The organism is Phocaeicola sp. RTP21198st1_B8_RTP21198_201120 (genome assembly GCF_040929485.1).
In the GTDB taxonomy this organism is placed as follows: Bacteria; Bacteroidota; Bacteroidia; order Bacteroidales; family Bacteroidaceae; genus Phocaeicola; species Phocaeicola dorei.
In genome coordinates, this window is record NZ_JBCOCI010000423.1 from 1 (window position 1) to 1,223 (window position 1,223).

At 41.5% G+C, this 1,223-nt stretch carries 1 pseudogene; it reads right to left on the reverse strand.

What is annotated here, in order from left to right:
- Positions 1 to 1,223, reverse strand: a pseudogene (locus AB5935_RS26930) (TonB-dependent receptor domain-containing protein); the annotation flags it as partial.

Genomic DNA, 1,223 nt, shown 5'->3' on the forward strand with positions numbered 1-1,223 from the left:
TCTGTATTCAGTTTATCAATGCGGTTGCGGTTGTAAGCAATGTTGGCATTGAAGTTCAAAGAGAAATTCTTTTTATCAAATAAAACAGCACTAACAGACAATTCTACACCTTTATTGGATGTCTGTCCGAAGTTCTTGTACTGATAGTTATATCCGGAGAGAGAAGGAATTTCAGTACGCATCAATAAGTCTCTGGTTGTATTCCAGTAAAAGTCGATAGCACCGGAGATACGATTGTTCCAGAATCCATAGTCAATACCGATGTTACGGGTAACTGTTGTTTCCCACTTCAAATCGGGGTTGTATAAGTTCGTTCCATGTTCCAACATGGTAGTGCTTTCTCCGTTGAAGAAAGGATTGCGTGCATCATTACCTCCCAAAGAGTAAGTGGTGGAAAGCAAACCGGAATTGATACGGTTGTTACCGGCAGTACCGAAGCTTAAACGTAGTTTCAAAGCTGACAGCCAGTCTTGAGTGTTACTCATGAAAGCCTCGTCAGAGATACGCCATGCCAAAGCTGCTGACGGGAAAACACCCCAACGATTTCCGGAACCGAACTTGCTCGAACCGTCTGCACGTACTGTAACAGCAAGCAAGTATTTATCCATCATAGTATAGTTCACACGACCAAAGAATGATAATATGTTTTCTTTTGCAGCAATGGTAGATTGGTTGGCTAAAGCTTTGCCCGAACCCATATTTGCTTTCATATCATCGAAATTCATAGTAACAGGGAAAGCTACAGATACATTTTCTATTGATTTCCTTTGGCTGCTGCTTACTTCATGTCCGATCAATACATTGAGTTTATCACGACCTTTGAACAGTTTTTTGTTATCATAGGTCAATGTGTTGGCATCGTCTTTTCTCTCAACAGGTAGGCTTGTGGCTGACCGTTATATCCATATTTAGAATTAGATACTGCATCTACTCCCCAATACTGTTCTGTATCGTCAAACTTCCATCCATATCCGAATTCGGAACGGAATGTCCAGTTCTTGAATGGTTTCCAGTTTAAACCTACATTGTAGTTCTGGTTGAAAGTATTGCGGGTTTTATCCGTTGCAAGCAGACGTTCCAATGGAGATTTCTGTTGTGCCGAACTGTTTTCTTCGTCGTCATCACTGTATTTAAGTGAATCAACCGGACGGAATACGGTAGCATTAGCCACAGTTGAATTGGCAGCATTGGATTCATTGGTATCAGCACCACCACCTAAACCG